The organism is Neobacillus sp. NPDC093127, assembly GCF_044754175.1.
Taxonomy (GTDB): Bacteria; Bacillota; Bacilli; order Bacillales; family Cytobacillaceae; genus Neobacillus.
The window spans coordinates 123,739-150,499 of record NZ_JBIVOP010000001.1 but is presented as its reverse complement, the minus strand read 5'-3'; the positions used below and the strand labels follow the sequence as shown (position 1 = coordinate 150,499).

The following is a 26,761-nucleotide window of genomic DNA, read 5'->3' as shown; positions in this document are numbered from 1 at the left end:
GGAGAACCCATGGAACTCCAAACGGTTAAAAGTTGGGAAGAAAGGGATCACTCGCTTATCTTGTATTTTGAAAAAGGCATGGCAACGATCACTTTTGCAGAAAAAGATGTTATCAGGTTTCGATACACCGATTCTGGTGCTTGGAATGGCGAGGAAGACTTTATTGTCCATGCCTGTGTGAACAATGTGGCTTTTCAGCTAGACACTAAAGAAAATTCACTTGAATTATCTACTGGTGAGTTGAGGGCAGAACTTCAATTAAATCCTTTTTCTATTGCCATATCTAATAAAAAGGGAAAAGAAATCCTTTCTTCTACAGGTCCTTTCATGTCAATCGAACACAATAGGAAAGTAGCCCGCTTCACGCTAACAGAACATGAAGGAATATATGGTTTGGGTCAAGACCCGATGGCTAACCTGAATCAACGGGATAAAGAAAGAAGAATGTGGCAGCAATGGGGCAGTAATGGACGGAGCGGCAATGGCGGCGTGCCATTTATGATGTCCACGAATGGCTATGGAATTCTGTTAAATAGTGCTTGGCCATCAAGATTTGCCATAGGAAAAGCGGAAGTGGCGGAATTTAATAGAATGGGAGAGATTATGGCTCCTGCACCTAGGGGTTGGGATCAGAACTCTGGAGAAACAGATCCAAATACATCTGCTATCTTGCTAGAAGGGGATAACAAACTTGATTTATTCATCATCTGCCGTGAAAATTTTGATGAGATTTTGAAGGGGTATTACGGCCTGACCGGCTTTGCGCCTATGCTGCCAAAATGGGCGTTTGGATTTATGCAGTGTAAAAATCGCTACCGTTCACAGAATGAGCTTTTAACTATTGCAAGAATAATGCGCGAAAAAGAAATTCCATGTGATGTGCTCATTATCGACTGGCTTTGGTTCCGGGAATTTGGAGATTTGGTTTGGGATCAAGAAAACTGGCCGGATGTTACGGTCATGTTCCAGGAGCTTTCGGATATGGGCTTTAAGGTGATGCAGGCGCAGCATCCATTCCTGTCGCCGAGTGGATTAAAATTTGAGGAATTTAAAAACGCCGCATTTTTAAATAAAGTACCAGAAGGAAAGCGATATACCTTTGACCATTCGAATCCGGATGCCAGAAAGGCATGGTGGAATGAATTCAAGCGTCTTTATAAGCAGGGAATCAAAGGATATTGGACTGATATGGGCGAGCTTGAGGAACATTTCCCGGGAACCGAGAGTTACCTGGGGGGAAGGGAAAAAGTTCATAATATCTATTCGCTTCTATGGGCGAAAGGACTTTATGATGGGCAACGGGGTGACTTCGGACAAAGAGTTATTACATTGGCAAGAACCACGTATGCAGGTATGCAAAAATATGGAACCACGCTTTGGTCTGGCGATATCGATGCTTCCTGGGAGGTTCTCAAGAGTCAGGTCGCAGTCGGACAGGGAGTATGCATGTCGGGCATGCCTTATTGGACTACTGATATTGGCGGCTTTATCACCAACATGGACTTTACCCCTGAGTTGTACGTTCGCTGGCTGCAGTGGGGTGTATTTTGCCCGCTTTTTAGAACGCATGGTACAAAGCCTGAAAATGAACCATGGTCATATGGCAAACAGACAGAAGATATTGTGAAAGAATATATCGAACTTCGCTACAAGCTCATTCCTTATATATACAGCTGTGCACATAAGATTACAACAGAGGGTAAAGCACTCATGCGTGCCATGGTCATGGATTATGGCAGTGAACCTAAAGCCGTAGAGAGAACTGAGCAATTTATGTTCGGTCCGAATATCCTTGTAGCCCCCGTATTGGATAAAGGTGTCAGGGAGATGGAAGTGTATCTTCCGGAAGGAGACTGGTACGACTACTGGACAGATAGGAAATATGAAGGAAAGAACTTCATACGTGTAAGCGCTCCATTAAACAAAATACCTTTATTTGTAAAATCAGGAAGCGTCATTCCAATGAGTGCGGTAACCCAATCGATTGATGAAACACTTAACAAAGATATAACGGTTCATGTTTATCCGGGAAAGAATACTGTTTTTGAGCTGTATGACGATGACGGTCAAACCTACGAATATGAAAATGACTGGTATGTAAAAACAAGGATTGAGTATATGGAAGATGCCGTTAAGTCTGTGAAAATCTATCCTGTACATGTGGACGAGAGCCTTTTATCAGCAAGGGACTATACGATTGTCTTACATGATGTTGATCGGCCAAAGGAAATTTTTATAGGAAACGACATGTGTAAGAATTGGGAATACCTGGAGCCGAATAGAACTCTTACAATCACGTGCAGGAATCTTTCAACAAACACTAGCTTTGAAGTTTTCATAAAGCAAGCGGACATACTTGAGAAGACGGATCAGCAAAAGCGATTGGGAGATGTCCATCTGTTTGCGGATACAGATATGGAGAGTCATGGGAAAGTAACCATACACCTAACCATTGATACGTTTATGGAATACAAAGACACCATTGTCACAGCTAAACTGATCGTTCCGGAAGGCTGGACGATAACAAAATCGGACCGCAGCGACCATGACATCAATTCGTATTGGAAGCTCCAAATCTATCAGGAAGAACAACAAGAAACGACGATTTATCCCGGAGCGAATCTGCAGTGGGAAGTTCATCCTATGGCAGAAGCACTTCCATCATTAACGGAGGGAGTCATTGAAGTTGAATTTTTGAATGAAAAGAATTGTATTCGTAAGACCAGGATGCCGATCAGTTGGGGCACAGGGTTTTTGACGAGATGGTCCATGGTGGGCAGCTTCGAAAATGCTGATAACGCAGGCTTTGATGCTACATTCGAACCGGAAAGAAATCCGCATCAACCTTTCTATGAGCATCAATCCAAAAAGCTGACATGGATACGAGATTCAGACAACGAGTTTAACTGTTTTGGATATGTGGATTTAAGAAGGCTGGGAGCATTCAGCAAAGGCGAAGCCATTCAAGGACTTTCCTATTGCAGATGCAAAGTATGGTCGAATGCCCAAAGGGAAGCATTCCTTGAGCTATCAGCCGAAAGTTCAATAAAGGTTTGGGTCAATCATGAAGAAGTATTCCAATCCAACAAGATCACCATCAATGAACGGAGTACAGCTGTTTCTTTAAAAGAAGGCTGGAATCAGATTATAGTCAAAGCAGCCGTACAATGTGATAAACCTTATAGCGGCAGGGAATATGGATTTAATCTGCGTTTAGTGGACAAACAAGGCCAGCCGGTTAATGATTTATTATATATGCCCTAAAAATACAAATGAAAAGAGTGTGAACTGTATGGAAAGAGGAATTTACTTTGACGGGTGGTACAAAAATAACCACTGCTATCATCCGAGCCTGCCATTTCGCAGCATGCAGATGATCGAGGACTTAGAAAAATATAAGGGGACCATTTTGGTATGGTCAGCATTAGGCGGAGGTTCCATATCGCTTCCTTTTCTTGAGCACGAAGCATTTGGAGAAGTAGATCCGCGTTTAAGATTTTACGGATTTATGAACGATAGCGAATTTATCGAAGAGTGCAATAAAAGAGGGATCAAGGTTTTTGGAATCGTTTTCGAGGTGCAGGGGTGGGAGTTTCCGGCCGTATTTAACGATGATGGTACGGCATTTAAGGGCTTGAATGTTTTAAGAGATGAAACTAACCATGATTGGTATGGACTAAGAGAATTTACCTCTGGAAAGCACGATAAGGTATTTGGAAAAAGTCTAAAGGATTATTTCCCGGAAGGCTTATTCAATAGTGACGGGGAAGAGGTTAAAGATCTTTGGTCAGAATGTGCGGCAATCGATTATAAAGGAGAACCTGTTCATTCTAATTGGGTCGAGGTTGTTGGCCATAAGCATATTGCGTACCAGATGTGCAGAAACAATCCAGTGTGGAGACAATATTTAAAGAAGATTATGGAAATCCAAATTGATGCAGGTGTGCCAGGCATTCAGCTTGATGAATGTGAATTGCCTATCACATCAATACAGGCTGGAGGATGCTTCTGTAACGATTGCCGAAAGCAATTTAGAGAATACCTTAAGGATTTAAAAGCTAGAGGAGAATTAGATCCCCAATACCATGATATTGATTTAGATACATTTGACTACAAAGGGTATATTAATGAAAGAGGTCTTAAGTTTCCAAAGGATCCGACAGGGGTGCAAGTGCCGCTCTTTAAAGAATATTGGCATTTCCAGGTTCGGGCAGTGAAGAAGTATTTTACGGAACTTGTCGACCATGCCAAGGAATATGGGAAGAAGAAGAAAGGAAAAGACATTTTAGTCTCAGGAAACTTCTTTAACCTGATGCCTGTCTACTATCCAATTGAATCAAAAGTAGATGTCATCATCACGGAAATGAGACAGACCGTATTTAAACAGCCATATTGGTATCGGTATTCCGCTGGCTTTGCCGGTGATAAGACAATCGTCGTGGCGGAAAACCCATATGGCGGCATTGTCCCTGAGCTCGTGGAAATGATCGAAACTGGAAATGGCTTCGATTTGTATCGCATCTTCTTGCTCGAAGCATCGGTATACGGCTGCAACATGGCCGTACCATATGGCGGTTGGATGGGCAATACGATCAAGGATTCCTTTACACCGCCAAGAGCCGTTACAGAGGAAGTTCAAACATTCCTCGCTGATAACGAAAATCTGTACTCCAAAAAATCAGGTTCGAATGTGGCCGTTTTATACAGCTTCCCAAGCTATTACTGGCGAGAAACGGCTTCAGGCTATTCAAGCAATCTGGTTGATAATAATGAATCAGGCCTATTGTCTTATAAGATTGATGATATCAATAATCCAAATTCACCAAGACTTCCATTCTGGGAGGTTATCAAGACTTTATCTGACAAGCAAGTTAACTATGATATTAAGCTTGCGGCAGATGACGATCTGAGAGCAGACGAATTCAGTATTGAAGACATTAGCGATTACGACCTGCTTGTACTGCCTGATTGTGATATATTAACGGAAAATCAGGCAAAAGTATTCGAGGAATTTGTGAACAGGGGATCCAAGCTGCTCATTTTTGGCCGTGCAGCCGATAATGTATCTGGGTGGCTAGAAAAAATGAAACAAATGAGTAACGTAATTTACATCGAAAATCCTTCTATCAAACCGGAAGCACTTGAGAATTTTGTAAAAGGCTTTAATGAGGCATATGAAGACGTTTGGCAGCTTAAAGCCTCCGACCCGGAAATCGGAATTCAAATGCATAAAACGAATGAAGGCAGAGCAATACATGTTATCAACTATAATTATGCAAAAGAACAGGACAAAATCAATTCGCTAGAAGAGTTAAAGATAGATGTTAGATTTAAAGAATCGTATAAAGATATTCAAGTTTATACATTAGATGGCAGTAAAATTGAATCTACTTATGAAGTCAAGAATCAAAATGCTGTCGTGACGCTATACAATGTGCCGATTTATGCCGTTGTGGAATTTAAATAAAATGCTATAAACCCGAGTTCTGCAAATTCGGTCGTACAGCTTGAATTTGCAGAACTTAAGCCTAAAAAGTATAGTAAATAACATAAGGAAATTGGCAATCTTCGAAATGAGGGAAGTTATATGGTAACAATAAAGGATATCAGCAGGGAAGCAGGTGTATCGACTGCTTCGGTTTCCAAGGTGCTAAATGGTGATTATCGAAATGTTAGTGAGGAAACAAAAAATAAAATACTTCGTATAGCCAAGGAACTAAAATACAGGCCAAACCGGTTAGCGAGAGGCTTGGTTAAAAATCGCACAAATATTATCGGTTTGATTGTTTCTGATATTACGAACCCCTATTTTGCAGAGCTTGCTAAAGGAATAGAGAATCGAGCGGATAAGGCTGGTTACAAACTGATCCTTTGCAATACGGACGAGGATGAAGAAAAAGAACGTTCATATATTAATGTGATTCTTGAATACAATCTAGATGGTGTCATCATCACTGGCAGTGAAAAATCAACAAGTAACAGTAGTATTGAAGAGCTGCAATATTATAATATTCCGTATGTCTCGATTGATCGCGAGCAAGGGGATGAGGACTACCGGGTATATGTGGGGAATCTTGAGGGCTCTTACAATGCTACAGCGCATATCATAGAAAGAGGCCATACCAAAATAGCCTTTATCGGCGGGGCAGGAATGTCCGGAAGCCGGAACCTAAGGTTAGAGGGCTACTTAAAGGCGCTAACAGAGTATGGTATTGAACCCGATGATTCCCTCATCAAGATCGGCAATTATCATCAGGAAACAGGCTATGATTATAACAAGCTTCTTATAGAAAAAGGTTCCGAGTTTACAGCAATTGTGTGCGGTAATGACCTTATAGCTTTCGGTGCACTGAATGCGATAAAAGATAATGGGTTAAAGTGTCCGGACGACATTTCCCTTATTGGATATGACGATATTTATTTAACTGAGTTGACTGATCCAAAGCTTACGACGATCAAACAGCCATCAGCCGAAATCGGCAACTATGCTATGGAGGTTCTTTTAAAGTTGATGAAAACTGATCCAGTAGAGGAAAAAGTAAAATGCTTTGTTCCTTATTTAGTTGAAAGAGACTCTGTCAAAAGAATTAATGCAAAGAAATAAAGGCTGGCCGCACCAAACTCATAACGGGCAACATGTGAACGGGAAATAACAATAAGAAAAATAAAAGGAGGATAAAGTTCATACTGTATCCTCTTTCTAACCAATAGCATCTTTTCCTTGGATAAATTTAGATTATTTGTAAGATTGCGAAGCTATATCCGTCAAGGGAAATTTCGTTTCCCGCATTTTGTGTCTGTCCGAACAATGTGACTAGTATTTGAAAACCACATGACCATTGTTCTTTGTTCGGGGACAAGTTGATAACGACAAGTCGTTTTTCAGTTCCTTTTGTTCGAGTAAAGGCAATGATGGCTGTATTGGTAGATAAATAGTTTATATCAAATTTATTTCCGAGATACTTTTTCCTTGCAGCAAATAGCTCCGTAAAGAACTCTACTAGCACTGGGCCTTCCTTTCTATATATGGAAGCATCTTCATCCCCTTGATAAATCATTGGGATTCCATCAATCGTAGCCATTAACACCCAAAAAGCTTTTGCTTTTTCTACTCCGTAAACTGCGGTTGCCCGTGCCTTTTGCCAAACCCAGCTCACTGAATCATGGTTTCCAAGAAAACGTAACTTGAGATAGTTTTCGGGTGTTGACAGTAATTGGTGGTTCAGCCATCTTGTCAGGCGTTTGGCATACTCATCTAGAGCTAAATTTGCCTCTTCCATTTCAAACAATACACGATATAGCGGCATATCGTAGAAAATATCCGTATATGGAGCATAAACAGGTACCGGGTTAAAGTTTTCAGGCGTGACGATTGGCTTTTTATTTTTTTTCAGAAAACCTTCACGAATGGCACTCGAAATGCATACACCACCTCGCAAACTCGAGCTGCTCGGCCGATTTCCCATAACGGGATTCCAATTGGAGAGGCCGCCCATCGCACAATCGATCCTTGCTCCGTCAATATCAAACCGCTCCACATGATTCTCGACGAGCTCTGTCGTATATTGCCGATAGACTGGATTGGTCATGTCGAATGATAAGCAGTTCCATTCGATCTTAGGTGTGCCATCTCGCCAAACCGAAGCCCACTCACGATGCTCAATTCCTAGCGGATCATCCTTTTCAGGGCCATGTGGGACATAATCAAACAGTAAGGTCATGCCCAGTTTGTGCAGTTTTTGGCTGAAATACTTGACATCTTCATCTGTGCCATAGCGGGAATCAATAATTTTTTGATCGGTTGGATGGTATACACCTCGATCAAGATGTTCAAAAATGGGTAAAATCCAAACGTGATCAATCCCCATTTTCTTAAGTCTTTCCATTTCTTCTGCATACTCTCTTATTGTCTTTCGATCCTGAAAGTCCGAGTCCATCGTGCCATGCGGATGACAAGAATACAAAACCCCTTCCGTATGACCATTGGTTGGTGGATTCCAGCCTTTTTTCTTATAAAGTTCTCGGATCGGCACAAATGGGTCTTCTTGACCGATGGGCTGAATATAGAGCTTCCCACAGGATATAGTTTCATTCGGTTTGATATAGCTTTCTAGGCAAGCGATATTGACATAATGGGGGATGCCTGCTTCATCTTTATAAACTCCGCTGCTCCATTTTTCTTCTTCATTTACAAACAGAATATTGAGATTTCCGTAATCAGATACTGTTTGAATAATGGGATTCACAAGTCCGGTGACAACTGGTTCAAAAGGTTTTAGTTGTGAAATTCGAAATTCATCATGTGGGACGTTTCCGGGAAACTCAAACCGAACATCTCCAGCTTGAGCAGAATCACGTAAAATAAAAGCCAAACCATTTATCATTCTTCTATCAGAACGGGTATTTTTTACCCGAGTGGATACCTCTAAAGTATCGCCGTTAATCTGATAGATGACGGTGATTACGAGATCATCGAAAGCAAAATTCATATGTAATTCATCGATTCGATCGTTGTATCCGATATAGTCCCATTCTTTTTGGGGTTGATTTATCGGCTCAATAGGCGGCATTTCCCATGTATGGAGAGGATCTAATGAATGGTACTTAAGAAGACCAAGTTTATATTCCTCATCGCAACCGATATCGATAAAAAGTCCTCCTGTTTTCCATTCCATTCCCTTATTGGTTATATTCAATAACTGTCCGGTAAGATTATTAAATTTGCAATGTAAATCCCCCTCTTTTAAGATTAATAGTTCGTTAGATTCAGTGACCTTCATATGTGTATCCTCCCTTTTATTGGCCGTTTTTATGCTCCGATAACTACGCCTATTTTTTCTCCTTCAATAACTACTTGAAATTTTTTCGTTCTTACTTTGTCACTAAATAAAGACTTACCTGTTTTAATATCGAATTCCCATCCATGCCACGGGCAACGTAAAATCTCTTGATCTCTGCCATAAATATATTGATATACTTGTGATTTAATATTAGTTCCACAAACTTCTCCTTTACATAGCTTAGCTCCTTGGTGTGGACAATAGTTGTTTAATGCATGGAATTCTCCTCTGACATTATAAATACCGATCGAAAATCCTTTAACATCAACTATTTTATGGGTACCTTCAGGAATTTCATTAATTCCCGCTACATAATGCACAGCCATACAATCCCACCTTTTATGATAAATTATATAGATTTTTTGCATTTTGATAAAAAATTTTATTCTTTGCTTCTGCACTTAATCCTCTTAATATTTTTGATGGATCATCATTATCCCAATGTGGGTAGTCGCTAGAGAACATCAGAATATTTTCAGCATCGATCATATCAAAGATTGTCAGCAAATCTTTTGGATTTTCAGGCTCTTCAATTGGTTGTGTTGAGAACAAGCAATTGCTGCGAATATATTCGCTCGGAAGTCGTTTTAGCCATGGTACCGAAGAACGTAGTCCCTTATAGTTTTTATCTAACCTCCACATAAGGTGTGGTAACCATGCTATGCCACCTTCAAGACATACAAACTTTAGATTTGGAAATTTTTCGAAGACACCTTCACATACAAGACTAGTGACGTGCGCCATATAGTTCTGCGACAAAATCGTGTGATATTCAATGTATCGTGTTGGATAGCCAGATGCTGTCGGCGCAGATGATATACCAGCACCTTCACCACCTGGATGAATGGCAATTGGAAGTCGGTGACGTTCAGCTGCTTCATAGATAGGATGGAATTGTCGCTGTCCTAGCAGGGTACGCTGTGCACTGCCAATCACAATTCCAACAATTTCAGGGTGTTCTGCCATGCGGTCAATTTCTCTTACTGCAAGAATAGGATCTTGAGTTGCCACAACTATAGAACCTCGAAAGGATGGGTGCATGGAAAGCCATTTGGATATCAGATAATCGTTATAAGCCGAAGCGATTACTGCAGCATAGTCAGGGTCATGCATTGTAGAGACATCCATCATGTTACCAGTTAGTATTGCGTATTCAATATTAAATGGTTCAATCAAATCTTTTACAAGAAATTCTGGATCAGAAGCAGCTGGGCCCCCAGAGGGAGGTGTACAATCTTTACGAATTACACCGACAGGAGACGGATAGCCTCGGTCTGGAATACCGATACCTGTACGCGCAACTTGGGATTTCCAAGGCTCCGGTAAAAAAGGCAACAAATCATCTGAGCATTTTAGTTGGTTATGCACATCGACATCAATAACTTTTAAATTGGTTGACATGTTCATCATCACATTCCTTTCCTTTATATATTTATTGAATCGATAGACTTTCCTCACTTTTTTTGCTTCGACACATGTAATAGTTATTTATTCCACTGAAGTTTCAAATATTTACATTAGGCAGCCTTTCTATCCGAATAAAACCTGTTCACAGCCAAGTTCGTGCAAAGTCTGCAGCCAGTTTGCTTTCAAAGCTTCATCCGCTGATTTAATGTGGTTAAGTGGGGCGGTGGCTCCAATCCGGACTGCTTTATGGTTGCCCATATCGTGGTAAGCCATGATATGAACGGCTTTAAGGTTTGGATATTTGCGGGCCATTGCAGCAATGCCGGCCAAATGCTCGGGGGAGTCATTGACGCCTGGAATCAGCGGGCAGCGTAAAATGATCGAAGCACCTGTCTTGTACAGAACATCCAAATTTTTCAAAATGAGTCGGTTCGATACTCCCGTCACCGCCAGATGACGCTCCTCGCCTGTTTCTTTATAATCAAACAGAAACAAATCGATAAACCTGGCGATTTCTTTGAACTTATTAGTCGGTGCATATCCAGATGTATCGAGGCATACGTGAATGCTTTCCTTTTGTAAGAGGGATGCGGTCTCTTTGACAAATTCATACTGCACCATCGGTTCCCCGCCTGATATCGTGACTCCGCCACCTGACCTCGTATAATAATCCATATCTTTCCTTATTTCCGAAAGCACATGTTCAACCGTTGTCTCATAACCGATCAGTTTGATCGCATCATAGGGGCAGGCAGCAATGCTGGTTTCATTGATTAACGTACGATCATGGAAAACTCTCGCTTTCCCGACCCGAATGGACTGTAGCGTATCATTGGCCTGATCCGATTTAAAGACTCCGGCCGGACAAATCCGGCCTTCATTCAGGCAGCGCACACAAGTATCGTAATGAAAGGAGTAATGAGGATCTTTCGTTTGTGATTCCGGGTTGTGGCACCACTGACACCTTAATGGACAACCTTTCAGAAAAACCGTTGTTCGAATACCCGGTCCATCATGTAATGCGAAACGTTGAATATCAAACACCAAAGGTTTAACACTGACCATTGAATGATCATCTCCAAATCAATAAAGAGTCCGGCTTAAGATTTCTTCTTGAACGTCCCTGTCCAATTCAACAAATCTTGCGCTGAATCCGCCGACACGGACAAATACATGTGAATACTTTTCTGGTTCGATCATTGCCTGTTCCAGTTCGGCCCGGTTAACGACAGAAATCATCAGCTGCGTGCCGCCCTTGGCAAAATAGGTGTCCAAAACAGCCTTAAATTGTTCTCTTCGTTCCGTAAACAGTTCTCTGCTGCACTTTAAGTTATGAACCGCCCCGGCATGGATTCGCGGGTCTAGTTTAACGATGGAATTGAGCAAAGCGGTCATGCCATTCTTGTCGCTGCCTCCGGAGGGAGTATTCCCATTTGTCATCGGTTCCCTTGCTTTTCGGCCATCCGCAGACGCGGAAGTATACCGGCCAAGAATGGTATTCGCTGAGTTATTGATAATGACGTTCAAATAGGAATGCAAATTCGTCCGGCTGCGTTGTTTACTGATGGTAGTGCAAATGTGCTGATGCACTTTTTTTGCCATTTCATCTGCGAGGTCATCATCGTTTCCATACTTAGGGACTTTCAGCAACTCCTTGCGCTCCAGCTCGAATCCCTGGAAATCGGCATCAAGCCATTGTACGAGATGCTCCAGGCTGAATTGCTTCTTTCCAAAAACCAAGTCCCTGATAGCAGTTAAACTGTCCGCTGTATTGATGTTTCCGTACGTTTCCAATGTGCCGCCCAAGTAGGTGATGCCGCCATCAAAGAGGGATTTGCCACGTTCCATACAATCATCATATAGCATGCTTGTGTACAAATAGGCAGCGGTCCCGCCGATTACCCGATATTCCAGTTCCTCCTGATCAGCCATGATTTCCGTAAAATAATCAATTTGCTGCTTGTATGCATCGAACAGTATATCGAAAGATGTGAACTCTTGGGGCTCCCCTGTTGAAAGGCCGATTCTTCTGCCTGTCATCGGGTCGATGCCGTTGTGGAGTGCCGCTTCAAGAGCCTTTAATAAATTGATGACCCCGCTTGGAGTACCGATGCTTCGATGTTCAAGAATATATTCTCCACACCCGAACGGGACATACGTTTCAGCCTCCTCACGGCTGACCCGGAATGCATTGGCTGCCGCTTCTACATTCACATCATCGTTATACAGCAAAGGGAGGGTTCTTCCCTCGCCAATGACGGTCAAGGCTTTCTCCAGCAAGTCCGGATTCATGCCGGTATAGCACCGAAGCGTGAGCTGAGGTTCAATTTCAAATACCGTCCTTGATGCTTCCATGGCAAGCATGGCAAACCGGTCCGCATTGTATTGATTCCGACGGCCCAAACCACCGATTATGACCCGGCTTTCATACACGGTTTTTAACGATGCAATCAAACGCCAAAGCGATTGCACAAGCTTTAATGCTTGAGGCTCAGATAATACATTTGTTTTCAGATCGTTTGCTAAGAAGTCGCCGAAATATACATCCATGCGGCCATAATTTCGAACTCCGGATAGAAGAGAATAGAGCCAAAACAACTGGATGGCCTCCCGGAAGGTCGTTGGCTGATCCTTGGTAATGGACCTGAGTGCAGCCGCTATTTCTTCCAGTTCCAATTTCCTCGCTTCATCGGACTCGCCTAGGCTCATCTGTTCAGCCTGATCGGCATAATAAAGGCAAGAGCCGGTAAACAAATCAAGCGCAAGCCCCATGCCCTCAAATAACTTGACATCACCCCCCTCGCGCACAGCTTGCTGCAGGTGACGTTCAACTTTTGCTTTCAATTCAGGTATGCCAAGCTGCAGCAGCTTGCCGAAATCCGGCATCACGCCGCACATTCTGTACAATGGAAACGCGATTCCCGGTTCGCCGACCCAATTGTCGCTCGGCAGGGCTTCAGCCAAGTATGGCGGGTAAGCCGCCCGTACCTTTGCTTGTGTATTTTCCGTTTTCCAAAATTTGATCAGTTCCATTATGCTTTGCTTCTCGAATTTGCTCGCATCAGGGTTTTCATATGCTTCTATCATTCTTTTCTCGTCAAAGGTGAACGCAAGCTCATCGCAATCATGCGATGTAAACCGTACCCAAGGCCTTCGAAATCTGCCTGCTATGAGATCATTTGCTTGAATGGGTTCGAATGCATACGGATATTGCACACTTAAGCACATGGCCTCAAGGATTGCTACATGATCATTTTTATAGTTGCGGTAGGTCTCGGTAAACATGACCGCTTGTTCCAAATCATCTCTCCACGTCTTCATATGTACTCACCTTTCCCTTAAGTTCCCGTTTGATTTCATTGTAGGGTCAGCATAAGGAAAAGTCTTGTTTTATTTTGCTTAAAATTGTGCTATTTTGATGTTAAAAAGAAAGGAAAATCTAAATGATCATTTTGAACGGGGATAAGATCCTTGATTCAGATGCTGAAGTCCATTTCCGCCTTTTTCATGTATGAATGTGGTATCGTAAAAATTTCAAGATAAATTTTTATTTTTTGAAAGATTCAATTTTTTTGTTGACAATATAAATTACCTTGTAATAAGATTACGTTAATCTCAACATCATGTTAAACGCTTAACATTAAATTGCAAGGTTGAAAATTAAATAGAGAAGGAGGCTCAATGGGAACGCTTTTGGACTTTTTGTAACGATCCTAACCTTTTGTGGAAGCGGATACATACATTCGTATGAAGATGAGTCTGACGAATCGTTGAATTCACGCAGGAAACTTTTAAACTATTTGAAGGGCGGAAATGAGATGGCTAAACTTTCAAAACAGGAAGTCGATTTTTTTAACGAGAATGGGTACTATTTATATCATAAACCGTTATTTTCTCAAGAGAAAATGGAGCGATTAGAGGAAATTTTTCAGGAACACCTGGCGGAAAAAGGCAGCAAATTGTCAGATGAACTTGACACGCCTCATTTTCGTGATGAACGGTTATTGGAATATTTGTTGAGTGATGAAGCACTCGATTTAGTGGAGCCTATCCTTGGCCCGAATATCATCATGTGGACTAGTCACTTTATTTGTAAAGACCCTTACGTCGGCAGGTTTACACCGTGGCATGAAGATTCGGCGTATTGGAATGGCCGTTTCGATAAATACGACAAAATCGTAACCATTTGGCTTGCGCTCGATGACGTGACAAAAGAAAATGGATGTATGAAGGTCATTTCTGGAAGCCATACCAACGGATTTTCTGAATACGAGTCTGTCGATCAGACAGTGAGTACGTTCCATGCAAAAATTAAGGATGTTGACGAATCCAATGCTGTTGATTTTGAGATTAAAAAAGGGGAATGCTCTATCCATGATTCCCGCATCATTCACGGAGCAAACGCAAATACCAGCCCATATCGCCGTCTTGGATTTACCATGCGATATATCTCGGCTGATACAAAAGTGCTTCCGGTTGACATGAACAATGGTTGGAAGTTTTGGCTTGCACGTGGAGAAAATGTGGCCGGAAACCCATGTGTAAACGTTCCGTCTAAATCTTGACTTATTTTTTAATAACGTCCTTTGGGAATTGCGAAACCTTTTTAAATTCATGACCACTCCTTTCATTTGATTGAAAGATCATTTGAACGGATTGGTCTTTCTTATTGGCAAAAAAATGCAATTTAGAAATAAATTTTTATAGTAAAAAATTTATTGGTGTTAAGATGCCGGCGCATGAATTTCTTCATGCGCCTACTCTATTTAGCTCGGTGAACTTCTTCACCTGATACCTTTTTTTATAATGCTATTTCAAACTACTTTGATGTCCGTGTTGGTTCATTAGCCGTCTATTATTATTTTAAAAAAATTTCATTTACCAACAATATCGCAACTAGTTTATAATATAAGGATGTCCAAAATGGATATCAGGAGTCTTTTCATGACACTATGACGAGGTAGTAGGTGAGTAAAATCGATATCATAGAAACACGGGTGAGAGGTTTTATCGCAGATATTCAACACCCTAACCAGAAAAAGAAAATAAATAGTAACGAGTTAGAATTTCAGTTGCGCAAGCTATTAGATAATTATTTTGAAATGGACGGTTATTCATTGTTTTATCTTGCAATCGAAACATTGCAAGCTGAAGGACAACTGATCCCTATTCAAAATAATCAATACAATGGTAAAACACCAGCGCTTGCCTTATATTACTGGGTAAATATAAAAGTTCAGGCAGCCAAATGGGATCGTCTCGAGATGATGAAATTAAGTGATCAGTTTGATTTTTCCTATTATGAACAGCATCCTGAATGGCAAACGAAAGAAGAATGGAATCGAATCCATCATGTATATACGTTTCTAAAGTCCAGTCAGGAAAGGGAAATCGTATCATTAGAAGAAAGAAGCCTTGAGCTCTTTAGCCATGAAAAATTCTTAATTGATAGTGATAGTTTTCCTGATGGAAAAGGTTTTTTAGCTAGAATTGGCATAGCAGAAGATCAACTTAAAATGGTGAATTATGGGGAGCCTTTTGTCTTTTGGCTGAAACAAGGGAAAGAAATGAAAGATATTCAGAGAGTACTAATCGTCGAAAATCTATCTTTCTTTCATACTTCCATTCAATTATTGGAAGCGAATCAACTCGATTATGAACCTGAACTAATCATTTATGGGGAAGGCGCTAAAATTGAACGGAGCTTTTCTTTTTTCTTTCGAATGTTTCCGCCAAAATCCTATCTTTTCTACTACGCAGGAGATCTTGATGCCGCTGGATACGGGATCATCATGCGGCTTATCGAAAAATATCCGGATAGCTGTTTTCAGCCTGCCTTAAAAATTTATCGAAAAATGCTCGAATGTCTAGAACAAAGGAATGATCAGAAAATCGGTCAATCACAAAACCTCAAATACCGTGATTTATTCTTTCAATGGTTTACAGAAGAGGAGCAAGCGTTATTACAGCAATTATGGCAGGAAAATAAGCGAATCCCACAAGAAGTGTTAACAATTGAAACATGGAGGAGATGGCTGTGAACGAATCATGGGAAGGTTTCGCCCAGCGTATGCAACGATTAAATCCATTGTTTGAGCTTGGCAGAGGAATGGAAGTAGGAGAGCTGAAGCCTCATATCCAAACAATTCTGATGCAAGTGCTCCTGACCATCTTTTATCGAGAATTAAATGATGATGATCATCGCCGCAAATCAGATATCAAATATATGGTAGAAGATTCCATTAAGCAAATGAAGCTTCTAGCAGACGATAAGCAAATGGAACGGATTACAAGCGGGCTCCTGTATCAGGGAAAAGAAGAGTATAGTAAACCGTTTGAAGCCTTATATTACGATGAAATCAGACAATCATGGGAAACTCAGGTTTTCCGTTATGTCACGATGGATGAATTATATACGAATTTAGAAATAGGCGGATCGATTGTTTATAAACTCACGGATGTCTCTCAGGAAATGATTTTTATGAGCAGGGAAATGGCGGAGGAATTCTCTATAACGATAGAACAACTCTATAGTATGCAGCTGATTAAAAACGGTAATTTTAGAAAAGCTACTCGAAACCTCGATCACCTCATTTCACGAGTAAACCGCTTAATGGCAAAAGAATTCACTTTTCAAAAGGAAATGATTAACAATCCTAAAATCTTATTGATTGAAGAAGAATGGCAAAGGGCCGACAATCGTGTGGAAATTGAAAAGCAATTTGAAGAAGAAAAAAATCACTTCCGAACCATTACGAGCATGATCGAAAAAACGAAACGAAGAAATGAAGAAGATGATTATATTCAGAAAGAATTGATTCTTCTCCAAGAAAAAATTGGTCATACAAGGCAGCTGCATGATCGTTTTGCCAAGCTCGTCATTCAAAATATCTCCTATGAGATGAAATTAAAAGCGGAAAACCCTTCGTTGTTTTGGGAAACCAGCCTGGTTTCATTTCGAGAACATCTATATGAAAATTGGTTCATGAAGGAAGGAATCAAAAGTTTTGAGACAATAGAAAAAGTACTTTCTCCGTTATTTTCACCAAAGAATGAATTTATTTTGCCGCTGGATTGGATTTGGGGAGAACAAGAATTTGATGAAAAACAACTAATGGCTGCTGTAATCGAAGAAGAGGAAGAAGAAAGCATTACTCGTCTCCGAGTAACGAACTGGGATTCTGTTATTAAGGCATGGAGTTATGTTTTTCAACATTTACAAACATACGGAGAGTTTTCATTAGCGGATTTGCAGGCATGTCCATTAGAAGTGCAGGATTTATGGTTTGAAGAGTCTGAAACGATTGATTTATGGATGATGTTTGATAAAAAGCCGCTGAAGATTCAAGTGCTGCATCGGAAGGAAGAAACATTAAGTGACGAGAGGGAAATTCTTCTATATAAACTAATGCAGGAATATCCGCAATTTCAAACTTTTGAAGGCTTGAAAATCTTTACCATGTTTGATCATCGGGCGGAGCCTCATCAATGGTATCAAATGAAAATTACCCCTTTCAAAATATGTGTACAGGAGGAGCAACGATGAATGCGGAATCAATCAAAAAAGCGTCAGCTATCTATTTTACTCTATTAAAAGATAGAGTAATCGACGAAAATAGCGAACACTTTCAGACCTATTTTGATCCGGAAGTGCGACAAACTGTTCTTTTATTAGCTGACGAATCAGGTACATATATCATTGAATCGCCTAAACGGATTCATTTAGTTGTCCAGCCGACCGGCTCTGTCTTTGCTACGAATTTTACGCATATGAAAGAAAAGCATAAGCAAGTCGAAACGAAAAAACACTTTCATCTTATGAGCGTTGTCATTATGTCTTTTTTAGCAGCGATAGACCGCAACCAGGCTGCAAAAATCCGCACGAAGCGGGAAGGGATTAGCTATTACGCATTAGAACGTCTTGTTAACGATCTCATAACAAATTGGGAAAGCATTCTTAAAGTGAAACCTGCCTTCGGTGAAGAAGAACGAATCGATATGAAGGAAGTTGTCATATTGTGGAAATACATGGAAGTGGACACGGATGATTATGCTCTTAAAAAAGCTAATAGACGAACCAGAATAGGTTTAATTGCAAGCAGCATGCGCTTATTAGAGACGGAGGGGCTAATCGTCATTCTTGATCGGGATGATATACCTAAGGTGATTCCAAAACAAGAGCTTTTTGAGCGAATTGAATACTTGTATCACGATTATGATCGTTATGAATTATTTAAAAAATTAATGACGGTAGAGGAGGATGAGCATGCCGAAAATCCATCGAATTAGAATTGTTGGCCTGAAGTATGATGGCATGCAAAAGCAATATAAAGATACCACCTTTAACTTCCATAATGAAGAGACCTCCACAAATGGCCTCATTGCGATGATGAATGGGGGTGGGAAAGGTGTATTCCTGCAAACCATCTTTCAAATCCTTAAACCTGGAACCTCGTGGGGAAAACAAAACAATCGTTATTATCAGCAGTTCTTTTTTAATAATAAGGAGCAATTTATTCCCTATACCTTTCATGTTCTCATTCAATGGGAATTGGACGGTTCGGACCACCGGCATCTGGTAACTGGAGGAATGTTCTCAGCCGAACAGCGGATTTCGATGAGTGAAGAAAGTGGAAATGAAAGCAAAACGTTGGAACAGGAAGCGAGGATCCTCCCGAATATTACCTTTTATACAAGAGAGTTTGAACGGAAAGAAGAGGTATCGCTTGAACATATTCCACTTTATGAAAATGATGAGGTGGCTGAAACGGAAAGCTTGAAGGACTATTTAAAATGGAATGGATATGACGTTTACCGCGATACGAAGAAGCACTATCGTATTCTGGATACATACGGAATTAACCGTAAAGACTGGGATATTATGAAGGAGATTAACAAGGATGAAGGCGGCGTTGGGAAATACTTTGAGGGTGCTGAGGATGATCATTCCCTGTTTCAAAAACGAATTATTCCTACGGTTAGTCAAGTCTTGCATCCGACGGAACATCAAAAGAACGATCTTGTCGAGATTTTCAAGAGTCAGGCCAGTATTGCGAAGGACCTGCCAGTTCTCTTAAAAAGAGAGCAAGCACATAAGGAATTTTTAGAAGACATTGTCCCTTTTGAAGAGAACTTAGCTAAAGGGGTAGAGCATAAAGAAATTGTTCATGAAAGTGTTAAGGTCGGAAGGCAACTTCTGGGTGCTTTAAAGCATTTGAAGCAATCGGAAGAGGAATCGCTGCTTACTTTAGCGAAAGACATGGAAAACTTAACGATCAGGCAAGCAGATTTACGCTATCAAAAGGACAATTTAGAGTTTGCAAAAGCTCACAGAGAGGTATTGGATTGGGAGAAGAAATTAGTAGAAGAAAGGAATAAACATACCTCCTTACAATCGGCCGTAAAGGAGAAACAGGAACGAAAAGAGCAGCTTGCCTTTCAGGTTTTATTGAAAGAGTGGAGTGAAAACGAACAAAGTATTCGCTCTCTTTCACAACAGATAGCGACATTAGAACAAAATAGCGGCTTAGAGCAAGTGAATCAAAGAATGGATGAAATCAAAAAGGAAGCAGCACAGCAATGGGAGCATTCTTACCGATCCATACAAGAAACGGTTAAGCAGTATTTGGGGTATCAAAAGTTTTTAAAGAGAAAAGGGATGGATCTGTCAGGAAAGGATAAACAAAAGACAAAAGAGATTGCTCAGCTTAGTGCTGAAATTGATTTTCTCTATACGCAAATCCATACATTTGAGTCGAAGGAAGAAGCACTAATCAAAGAATTTGGCGACCTCTTAACCTATGACTTAAGGGGCTATATCGATAGTCTTTCTAAACAAATTGAGCAGAAAAAGGGTATGTTAGAAGAGCTGCAAGCAAAAGAGAAAGAATCTAGTGAAGTGCAAAACAAATTAGCCACATCACATGGTACGCTTGTCCAATCGATTCAGTTTTCAGAAGAAAAATGTGCAGAGTTAAAGGCCGCAAATATAGAGCAAAAGCAAAAAGAAGCAAAACTGTTAGATCGGCTTCATGGGTTAGTAGATGATGTCACTGCACCGTTCACCCACGCGCTTCTTTCAAAATATGCACTACAGATTGAAGACATCCTAGCCAATAATCGAGAACAAGGTGAACAAATTAAAAAAGACCTTTGGGAAATACAACTGGACCATTCGTTAAATGATGAGCACTTCTGGATTCCCAATAAAGATGTAAAGGAATTAAAGGAATGGATTGATGAAAAGACTGGTATTGATGTGTTTTATGGTACCCAATTTCTCCAATCTTTAAGTAAAGAAGATATCGCGAACACCCTTTTGACGTATCCGCTCCTTCCATACGGTTTAGTGGTAAGCGGGCAGCAATGGCAAAAAATTAATCAACAGGTTCTTTCCGGAAGAATGTTTAAAAGTCCTGTTCCGATTTTCTTGCGTGAAGAAATGAACAGCGAAAATCAACAGTCATCCTTCGTAATCATTAACGGAACAGAGAACGAGCTATTAACGGAGAAAAATCATTTTACCAACTGGAAAATTAGTATTGCTAAACAAATAGAAGAAAAGAAAGATACACTTATTGAAATTAATAAAACAGAAACCTCTTTACGTCGTATGTTAAAAGAAATCGATCGATTTTTATCGAGTGAGCTGGCTGTTGATATCGAGAAAGCTTTCAATCAGGAACAGAACGCCTTTCTTTCTAAGAAAACGAAGTTACAGGAAATCACAACCAAAGAGCAAAAAGAAAAAGAATTACAGCTTGGGTTAAAAGAACAGTTGGAGACGACAAAGGGAAAGATCGAGAAGCTTACAAGAAATGTAGAAACAATCGAGGACTTTGATCGTGAAAAGTCTCTTTATCAAGAAAATAAACGTGTGAAATTAGAGAAAGAGAAACAAAAGGAAGTCTTAGGTTTAGGGCAGCAAGAAATAGGAAAAGAGCACCAAAATATAGTAGAACTGCAAAACAAGTGGAATCAAACGTATTTAGAATGGAAAGTTACAACCGAACAAACGATAAAAGAGATCGCCTTCTTTATTGAAGGAGCGGTTTTTCCTACTGATGAAAAAGCGGAGCAATCTGAAGAGGTCCCACGTTTATCACCTCATTTATTAGAGGAGATTAATGGAAGAATCTTAGAGTTAAAACAGCTCCAAAAATCAAAAGAAGAACAGTCTCGAGAATTACTGGTTATTCAAGCAAAAAAAGAAACAGAACAAAAACAGCAAAAGAAATTAGAGAAAAAACTCGATACTTATAACAAGGAGTGGAAGGTCGCTCCGGAACCAGATGAACCGATAAGTATTGTAGAAAATATGCTGCAAACGGCACAGAAGGAAGCAAAGACTGCGGAAAAAGAAGAGCGGGAACAAGGAACGGCTGTAACGGTAGCAGAAACTTCCTTACAGCATGCGACCGTTCAGCGTGACAAGTCAGGAAAAAAGATAGCAAAGCATGAGAAACAGCCTGAAGAATGGGAAGACCTAGACTTAGAGATAAAGGCAGTAGAAATAAAAGACCAAACGAAACAAACGATTGAGGAACTAAAGCAGACGGAAAAACGCCAAAAAGAAACAGAAACGAACATTGCGGGTTTCGAAGGGGATTTGTTAACCTTATCCGTTATCCTAAAGGAGGAAGCGGCGGCATTTACTGATAAGGATGTAGAAAAAATTAAGAGTCAAGGTAAAGCATGTATCTTATCCTGGTGTGAAGCACATCAAGCGATTCAGGAAGAAGGACAAGAAAAGCATGCGAAAATCGAACAATCATTAAGGAATTTAAAGCTAACAATCGAAGGCAAAGATTGGGAGATTCGTTTTAAAAATGAAGTATTAACCACATTAGACCATATGGATACGAGGCATTATTCGCATATTCAAAGTGTCGTTAAAAATATGAAGCGGTTTTCACAAAGTGGATTGGAACAATTAGAACGCGACAAAGAAAGGGCAGAAAAGGCGCAAAACTTCTGGGCCAGCCGTGCCAGCATGAAGGTGATGAGCATTTCAGAGGCGATTCGTTCTATGATTGCAAAAATGAAGCTGAAAAATGAACGAGGATCCTTTCCGCTTGTCCAGCTAAAAGAAGACATCTTACCTAAAAAGGCGGAAGATATCGAGCCGCTGCTGAAGCAGCATTTTGTAGCGGCCATTAACAAAATTACCAAACAATTTGATACGATTGATCATCATAATCAAGCCGTAGACCAAGAAATAAAACAACTGATTAGTGAAGAGCAAATTTTGTTTGTATCACTTCGAAATCGTTATCCTGAGCTGCTTGTCTATAATATGCGAACGGATAATGCCTTTATGTACGGGAAACCGCAAAGAGATCATTATTCAACCTGGCAGACCATTAATCAAGGTTCAAAGACAAAATCCGATGGCAGCGGAGGACAAAAGCTGTCAGCCCGAATGGTGATGATGATGATGTTATTATCTGTTAAAAACGAAACAGACCAGAGCTGGGTTCCTTTAGTCTGTGATAATCCGTTCGGACAAGCGGCGTCGGCACATGTCCTCGACCCGATCTTCTCAGTGGCCGAAAAGCTGAAGTTCCAATTCATTGTCGTCACGCCGCCCGAACTGGTGAAAACGGAAATCAGCCAAAGATTTGATGCCTATTATAAATTGGACTTCATTCGCGAAAAAGGAAAAGAAATTGTAACGGACACCATTGTTCCAGCCTTTCGAATTTACCAGGGAGCTGAAGAAGCTCCGGTTTGATAAAGTATAGGATTTAGATAATAAAAGCAAATATTTGTTACTTAAAAATAATAATCACCCTTCTTATTATAAATAAGGATAATAAGTTTTAATAAACAGCAGACAAGTGCGGTAGACCCTCCTTGTCTGCTTTTTTTGTCTTACAATTTGTCCTAGTTAGTAATAGATAAAATTAAATACATACTCGCAAATATGATGGATCGCTTAAAAGCCGAAATAAACTTCTTGCTAGCCCATTGTAGGTAAAGTGATCGATTGGTTTACGTTTGTTTGAATCGACTGGAAGGTTTCTTTTCCAAAGAACGCATTCGCTTTTTTCGCTATTTGATTTAACATGGCGTCATTTTCCATTAACGCCTCGCGGATACGATCGATTATTTGTAGTGCGTTTGCTCCAGTGACGTGCTTGGCAACTCGTTCAAGAAGGACTTTTGCATCTACAGAATATTTATGGGCGAAGCTGTGACACATGACGATATTTTTTCTGAGCGGCTCAGAATATTCACTTGTAAACGAGCGGCGGATACACCCCCTCATCCCCGCATACCCATAAGAAATCTCGGATGCAGCACGGTAAAATAGCACCATTCCATCTGCATGACTGGATTCTGGATGCACTCGCAGTTCACTTATTAATGAGACTAAACGTTGGACAACTACCTTGGCTTCCTCCGTTTTGTTCCACCATTCCATTAAACGATTTTGCTCATCTGCACTCATAATCATAGATTGTGAATTAGGCATATTGGTATCCTCCCTTGTTTATCCGGCTAAAGCCGGGGGATTGCCTGGATATTCTGGATTCTTGTACGGATGATCTCCCATTCAGGTCCAAGCATGGCCTGACCAAGCCGTATTGCTTCGTTAATCATTTCAGCGATTTGCCTGTTTAACCCTTTGCTAAGTTCAATCAAATACATGGTATCTTGCTGTGCCCAGTTTTCAACTAATTCAAAATTAGGGCGTATTTGTTTTTCGCTAATCCGCAGTGTATCAAGGTCAAACACCAGCATTTCCTTCGCAAGAGAAATAGACTCCCCCTGCCTGAGCCGCTTGATTGTTCCTCTCACAGCATCAAAACCGTAACCAATGTCCGCTACGGTAGCGTGGTAGGGGTTAAGTCCTGGGGCTGTTCGGATAGATGGAATCGAGCGAAAACCAGTGGTAATCGAACAGACGACTTCTTTAGCAGCCATTCCCTTCTTTAAGACAGCATCGATGGCAGTAAGATAAGAATCTCGCAGTTCAGCGTTCCATTCGAAAAAAGTAGAGTTCATTTATTTTTCCCACCTCTTGAACTGTTTAATGTGATTCCCGGAAAGGTTTTTATTCCTCTGAATTACTTTAATCATAAATATTCAAAGATATATTGTCCTCATACCCAGTAATTGATCAAATAGAAGGAATTGAAGAAGCCTAGTAAATTTTCAAAATAATAAAACAAATATATAGTCCTACTTCTTGGTTTGGAACAATATATATGTAAGGGGCTTGTTTAAAAGAAAAATAGGGAGGGTCACTATGAAATTGAAAAAGTCTTTAACATTATTGTTAACAGGAAGCTTGGCGGCAGGGATGATTTTGGCTGGCTGTGCTAATTCCGGTGGCGATAAAAAAGATTCAAATGTTATTAAAATTGCTACTCAGACCCCGCTTTCAGGCGGGAGTGCAACAATTGGGGAAGCCATCAAGTTAGGAGCACAGCTTAAATTGGAAGAGGAAAAGGAGAAGTTTAAAGACTTAGGCTTTACCTTACAGCTTGTACCCTATGATGATCAGGGCGATCCAAAAAAAGGAGTAGCCAATGCTCAGTTAATTGGCGCAGATAAATCGATCATGGCCGTTGTTGGTCACTTTAACTCGGGTGTCGCCATTCCTTCTTCAGAAGTGTATGAAAAATATGCGATACCGATGGTTTCGCCAGCCAACTCAGCTGTTGAAGTCACCTCAAGGGGATTAAAGACAGTCAATCGGATTGTTGCCCGTGACGATTTTCAGGGTCCAGCAGGTGCTGAATTTGCCGTTAACAACTTAAAGGCAAAGAAAATTTTTATCGTTCAAGATAAAACAGCTTACGGTACCGGCCTTGCAGAAGCATTCAAGAAGGCTGCTGAAGAAAAAGGAGCTGAAATTCTTGGATTTGAAGGGATTACCGTCGGAGAAAAGGATTTTAATGGCGTTCTTAACCAAGTGGTGTCTAAGAAACCTGATTTAGTCTACTTCGGTGGAATCTATGCTGAAGGCGGACTATTAATCAAACAAGCACGTGAAAAAGGCATCAATGTCCCGTTTTTAGGCGGGGATGGAATGGATGCTTCTACACTAGTTGAAATTGCCGGAGATACAATTAAAAATACGTACATTACTTCGCTTGCAGGTGATTCTACAAAAATAGAAGAAGGTAAAAAATTTATCGACACCTATAAGGCAAAATATAAGAAAGATACAGAGTCTTATTCGGTATATGGCTACGATACGATGGGTGTGGTTTTAAAGGGAATTGAGGACGCGATTAAAGCAAATAACAACAAAAAGCCATCTCGCGCACAGGTAAGAGATGCCGTCCGCGGAGTGAAAGACTACCAAGGAGTATTAACAAAAGTCTGCTTTGACGATATCGGCGACAATGATTACGCCAAAGTATTTATTTATAGTTTTAAAGAAGCAAAATATCCAGCTGAATATGTGGACGAAGTTAGTAAATAAGAATGGCGGGGGTGGAAAGGGGTATGGCTCATAAAATGGGTGAGAGTACCCTTTTTTTCTATCGATTGTGGACAAGGAGGTAACTTATGCTGAACGAAATACTCCAAACAATCCCGCAGGTGGTGATAGACGGCCTAACCTTAGGTGCAGTGTATGCGGTTATTGCTTTAGGGTACACAATGGTTTATGGGATATTGGAATTAATCAACTTTGCTCATGGTGAAATCTTTATGTCAGGTGCCTTTATCGGGACTGCGATCTTAATTGTGTTGATGGGAATGGGGTGGGTTTCAGCGGTGCCGGCGATTGTTATGCTGATCACTGTCCTCGTGTTAACCGCTGTCCTGACAGGCCTTTTAGGGATGGGGATTGAGAGAGTAGCTTACCGGCCATTACGAAATGCACCAAGATTAATCCCGCTCATCACCGCTATCGGTATCTCATTTTTATTACAAGATATTGTGAGATTCATCGCCGAATTACAAAAAGGGAACTATATCGTAACAGGGCCTAATTTTTTTAAAGATCAAATTTCGATTAAGGCCTCATCAATAAGTGCCATTTTTAACGACGCATCGATTAAAACATCGTTTGTGATAGTGCTAGTTACGGCGGTCATTATGATGATTGGTCTTGATTTATTTGTCAATCGAACAAAATGGGGCATGGCGATGCGAGCAGTTGCGCAAGATCGCGAGACCGCTTCCTTAATGACGGTAAATGTAAACAAGGTTATTTCCATCACCTTTTTTATCGGGTCGGCGCTTGGCGGAGCAACGGGAGTCCTCTTTGCTGTCCAATATGGAACAATTGACCCTTATATTGGCTTTATCCTTGGCTTAAAAGCCTTTACGGCAGCAGTATTAGGCGGTATTGGAAATATCCGCGGAGCCATGCTTGGCGGTTTACTGCTGGGTTTACTGGAAATGTTTGCTTCAGCCAATTTAACCCTCTTATCTGGCGGCGTATTTGGCGCCGAATACAAGGATGTTTTTGCCTTTGCCATCTTGATTATTGTGTTACTCTTTAAACCGGAGGGCTTATTAGGCAAACCGGTAATTGAGAAAGTGTAGGT

General features: G+C 40.7%; 17 protein-coding genes. 10 read left to right on the top strand and 7 right to left on the bottom strand.

What is annotated here, in order from left to right; translation table 11 throughout:
* Nucleotides 1-9: 9 nt before the first annotated feature.
* The 3 genes from ACIQCO_RS00680 to ACIQCO_RS00670 all read left to right on the top strand — a co-directional run bounded on the left by ACIQCO_RS00680 (nt 10) and on the right by ACIQCO_RS00670 (nt 6,604).
* Entirely contained in the window at nt 10-3,264 is a 3,255-nt protein-coding gene (locus ACIQCO_RS00680) for a glycoside hydrolase family 31 protein (protein WP_400424573.1), read from the top strand.
* Nucleotides 3,265-3,292: 28 nt separating this feature from the next.
* Nucleotides 3,293-5,467 carry a motility-associated ABC transporter substrate-binding family protein gene (locus tag ACIQCO_RS00675; protein WP_400424570.1) on the top strand — a complete coding sequence of 725 codons (2,175 nt, stop codon included), beginning with the start codon at nt 3,293-3,295 and terminating at the stop codon, nt 5,465-5,467.
* 120 nt (nt 5,468-5,587) lie between these two features.
* A complete protein-coding gene (locus ACIQCO_RS00670; RefSeq protein ID WP_400424567.1) occupies nt 5,588-6,604 on the top strand; it encodes a LacI family DNA-binding transcriptional regulator in 1,017 nt (338 codons plus the stop codon).
* Between the two features lie 127 nt (nt 6,605-6,731).
* Here the strand turns inward: ACIQCO_RS00670 and ACIQCO_RS00665 are convergent, their stop codons facing one another.
* The 5 genes from ACIQCO_RS00665 to ACIQCO_RS00645 form a co-directional block, all read right to left on the bottom strand.
* Nucleotides 6,732-8,780 (bottom strand): alpha-amylase family glycosyl hydrolase, encoded by a 2,049-nt coding sequence (locus ACIQCO_RS00665; RefSeq protein ID WP_400424564.1) that lies wholly within the window; start codon nt 8,778-8,780, stop codon nt 6,732-6,734.
* A 29-nt stretch (nt 8,781-8,809) separates the two neighbouring features.
* The gene (locus ACIQCO_RS00660) at nt 8,810-9,166 is read right to left on the bottom strand and encodes a Rieske (2Fe-2S) protein (protein WP_400424561.1); all 357 of its coding nucleotides are present in this window, start codon (nt 9,164-9,166) and stop codon (nt 8,810-8,812) included.
* Between the two features lie 13 nt (nt 9,167-9,179).
* On the bottom strand, nt 9,180-10,247 hold the full coding sequence (locus tag ACIQCO_RS00655; protein ID WP_400425882.1) for an amidohydrolase family protein: 1,068 nt from the start codon (nt 10,245-10,247) through the stop codon (nt 9,180-9,182).
* 123 nt (nt 10,248-10,370) lie between these two features.
* The gene (locus ACIQCO_RS00650) at nt 10,371-11,312 is read right to left on the bottom strand and encodes a glycyl-radical enzyme activating protein (RefSeq protein ID WP_400424558.1); all 942 of its coding nucleotides are present in this window, start codon (nt 11,310-11,312) and stop codon (nt 10,371-10,373) included.
* A gap of 18 nt (nt 11,313-11,330) precedes the next feature.
* A complete protein-coding gene (locus ACIQCO_RS00645; protein WP_400424555.1) occupies nt 11,331-13,568 on the bottom strand; it encodes a pyruvate formate lyase family protein in 2,238 nt (745 codons plus the stop codon).
* A gap of 497 nt (nt 13,569-14,065) precedes the next feature.
* On the opposite strand from ACIQCO_RS00645, the gene ACIQCO_RS00640 reads away from it, so the two are divergent.
* The 5 genes from ACIQCO_RS00640 (at nt 14,066) to ACIQCO_RS00620 (ending at nt 22,980) form a co-directional block, all read left to right on the top strand.
* Nucleotides 14,066-14,812 carry a phytanoyl-CoA dioxygenase family protein gene (locus ACIQCO_RS00640; RefSeq protein ID WP_400424552.1) on the top strand — a complete coding sequence of 249 codons (747 nt, stop codon included), beginning with the start codon at nt 14,066-14,068 and terminating at the stop codon, nt 14,810-14,812.
* Nucleotides 14,813-15,214: 402 nt separating this feature from the next.
* The gene (locus ACIQCO_RS00635; protein WP_400424550.1) at nt 15,215-16,288 is read left to right on the top strand and encodes a Wadjet anti-phage system protein JetD domain-containing protein; all 1,074 of its coding nucleotides are present in this window, start codon (nt 15,215-15,217) and stop codon (nt 16,286-16,288) included.
* Entirely contained in the window at nt 16,279-17,793 is a 1,515-nt protein-coding gene (locus tag ACIQCO_RS00630; protein WP_400424547.1) for a hypothetical protein, read from the top strand. The genes ACIQCO_RS00635 and ACIQCO_RS00630 overlap by 10 nt, the downstream gene beginning before the upstream one ends.
* The gene (locus ACIQCO_RS00625; RefSeq protein ID WP_400424544.1) at nt 17,790-18,536 is read left to right on the top strand and encodes a DUF6063 family protein; all 747 of its coding nucleotides are present in this window, start codon (nt 17,790-17,792) and stop codon (nt 18,534-18,536) included. Before ACIQCO_RS00630 ends, ACIQCO_RS00625 begins: the two co-directional genes overlap by 4 nt.
* Complete coding sequence (locus ACIQCO_RS00620; RefSeq protein WP_400424541.1) at nt 18,514-22,980, top strand: hypothetical protein; 4,467 nt, start codon at nt 18,514-18,516, stop codon at nt 22,978-22,980. The genes ACIQCO_RS00625 and ACIQCO_RS00620 overlap by 23 nt, the downstream gene beginning before the upstream one ends.
* Before the next feature lie 228 nt (nt 22,981-23,208).
* On the opposite strand, the gene ACIQCO_RS00615 is transcribed toward ACIQCO_RS00620, so the two are convergent.
* Entirely contained in the window at nt 23,209-23,724 is a 516-nt protein-coding gene (locus ACIQCO_RS00615) for a hypothetical protein (protein ID WP_400424538.1), read from the bottom strand.
* Between the two features lie 26 nt (nt 23,725-23,750).
* The gene (locus tag ACIQCO_RS00610) at nt 23,751-24,257 is read right to left on the bottom strand and encodes a hypothetical protein (protein WP_400424535.1); all 507 of its coding nucleotides are present in this window, start codon (nt 24,255-24,257) and stop codon (nt 23,751-23,753) included.
* A 244-nt stretch (nt 24,258-24,501) separates the two neighbouring features.
* Here ACIQCO_RS00610 and ACIQCO_RS00605 point away from each other — a divergent pair, with 244 nt between their 5' ends.
* Both ACIQCO_RS00605 and ACIQCO_RS00600 read left to right on the top strand, forming a co-directional pair.
* Entirely contained in the window at nt 24,502-25,686 is a 1,185-nt protein-coding gene (locus ACIQCO_RS00605) for a branched-chain amino acid ABC transporter substrate-binding protein (RefSeq protein ID WP_400424532.1), read from the top strand.
* An 86-nt stretch (nt 25,687-25,772) separates the two neighbouring features.
* Nucleotides 25,773-26,759 (top strand): branched-chain amino acid ABC transporter permease, encoded by a 987-nt coding sequence (locus ACIQCO_RS00600; RefSeq protein ID WP_400424529.1) that lies wholly within the window; start codon nt 25,773-25,775, stop codon nt 26,757-26,759.
* The last annotated feature ends 2 nt before the right edge of the window (nt 26,760-26,761 follow it).